Source organism: Calidithermus roseus (genome assembly GCF_003574095.1).
Lineage (GTDB): Bacteria > Deinococcota > Deinococci > Deinococcales > Thermaceae > Calidithermus > Calidithermus roseus.
Genome location: NZ_QWLA01000149.1, coordinates 1 through 1,968 on the forward strand (window position 1 = coordinate 1; position 1,968 = coordinate 1,968).

Below are 1,968 nucleotides of genomic sequence, written 5' to 3' on the forward strand. Positions count from 1 at the left end.
CCCGGGTGAGCTACCAGCGTTTGGGGGGGCGGCTGCGCTGGGAGGTGGCCGGATTGCCGGGGGGCCTGGCGGCGGAGGTGGAGGCCGACGGCCCCTTCGCCAGCTACCGCTACAGCGCCGCAGCCGGCGCCCGGGAGGAGGCCGCCGAGCCCGGCCCCTACACCCTGCGCTTCGCCGAGGTCAGGGCCCCCGACGGCAGCGGGGTCTGGCGGCCCGACCCGCCCTCCCTCCGCGCCGAGGTGCCCAGCGAGGGGGTGGGCGAGGCAGGGACGGTGCGCTACCGCTTCGAGCGCTACCCGGGGATGCTCGAGCTGGACGTGCGCTTCGAGGACGGGGCGCCGGGGGTGGCCCCCCGGGTGTGCGTCTACCCCTCCGACGGGAGCGCGGTGGACCCCGGCGCCCGGGTCTACGAGTGCCCCTGAGCCCCTGAGGAGGTGGAAAGTGAGAAACGCGACCATCGCCATCGGCTTGCTGACCCTCGCGCCCGCGCTGGCGGGGGCCTGCGACCGCCCCCCCGGCGAGCTCGTGCAGAAGGCCGAGGTGCGCGCGTGGGGCGAGCGCTGCCTGGCCCTCGACCTCGGGGAGACGAGCGAGAAGACCTACGCCGTCACCGCCCTGAGCGTGCCCTACGCCCAGGGGCGCGAGATCAAGCCGGTAGATTCATCGGGTGCCCTTGTGAACACCTACGGCCAGCAGGTGCCCGTACAGGCAGGGAAGGTGACCCGTGCCGCCGTCACCTACAGGAGCGCCGACGTGGCCTACCTGCGCATCGACCACCGGGTGGACGTCAAGGACGGGGTGCTCCGGCGCAACGGCCAGGCGGTGCTGACCAAGAGCGGCATCGACTACAAAAACCTGCTGTGGGGGACGGCCTGGGCGCTGTCCTTCGGGCTGGTGAGCCTGTTCTGGTGGCCCAACACCTCCGTGACCCAGACCTACACCGAGGCCATCCCGCTGTCCCCGTCGGCCCCGGCCATCACCTTCGAGTACGGCGGGGGCGGGGGCTGCGCGGCGGTGTCGGGCTTCGAGGGCCGCTTTGTCATCGACCCTGGCCGCATGCAGCCGGGGAAGGTGTACTACGTCAACACCCGCGTGTACTGCGCGGGTGGGGCGAGCGGCATCGCCGGCTACGCCGTGGGCCTCGTGGACCCCCTCACGGTGCGCTACGCTGCCGAGAACCTCCCCCAAAACGGCGACGGCACCTCCGCGGCCTCCCTGGGGAACTGGCCGGGCGCGAACCGGAACACGATGGACGTCTGGGAGATGCCCATCCCCAAGGGCGGCGCCTGGCCGGTGGACGCCTCCGCGAGCATCGAGCGCTCGTGGAGCAACTCGCTGTGCCTGGAGTACGACTACCTCGAGGACCGCCGGGTATGTGCGGCGAGCGCCCCGCTCAACCGGGTCTGGACCGACACGCCCCAGAACCCCGCGCCTGTGGCCCTGAACCCCCACCTCGAGGGCAGCGTGTCCTACGGCTGGGAGGGCGACGAGGCCCAGCGGGTGACCCGCATCGACGTCAACCCCACGCTCCGCCCGGGCGAGACGGCCATCACCGACCGCTTCGAGGTGTCGGGCCGGGCCGTCGTCTACCTCTCCCTCGCGGGCTACACCCGCGCGCAGAACCTCACCGTGGGCCGCAGCTACGAGTTCAGCGGCCCCGGCGACGTGGGGGTGCTGCCCGGCCGATACAGCTTCAGCCACCTCTGCGGCGTGCCGCTGGACCCCGCCCGCGAGTTCGTGCTCGGGGACGGGGAAACCCTGCCCGCCTGCTTCTACGCGGGGCGGGAGAACCCCTGAGGCTCCGCCGCCCTTTCCGCGCCGGTCAGCCCTTGAGCAGGCGCGGGTCGAAGGCGAAGGGCCGGGGCTCGCCGACGTGCACCCGGCGGTACTGCGGGTGGGAGACGTTGAGCACGTAGTTGTGCTCCCAGGGCACCACCGCGCTGGGGACCCTCAGCAGCACGCTGGCGC

General features: G+C 72.9%; 1 protein-coding gene and 1 pseudogene. Both read left to right on the forward strand.

Going from position 1 to position 1,968, the window contains the following annotated elements; all coding sequences use genetic code 11:
* Positions 1 to 422, forward strand: a pseudogene (locus Mrose_RS19105) (hypothetical protein); the annotation flags it as partial.
* A gap of 19 nt (positions 423 to 441) precedes the next feature.
* The gene (locus Mrose_RS18235) at positions 442 to 1,797 is read left to right on the forward strand and encodes a hypothetical protein (RefSeq protein ID WP_119280637.1); all 1,356 of its coding nucleotides are present in this window, start codon (positions 442 to 444) and stop codon (positions 1,795 to 1,797) included.
* Positions 1,798 to 1,968 lie beyond the last annotated feature (171 nt).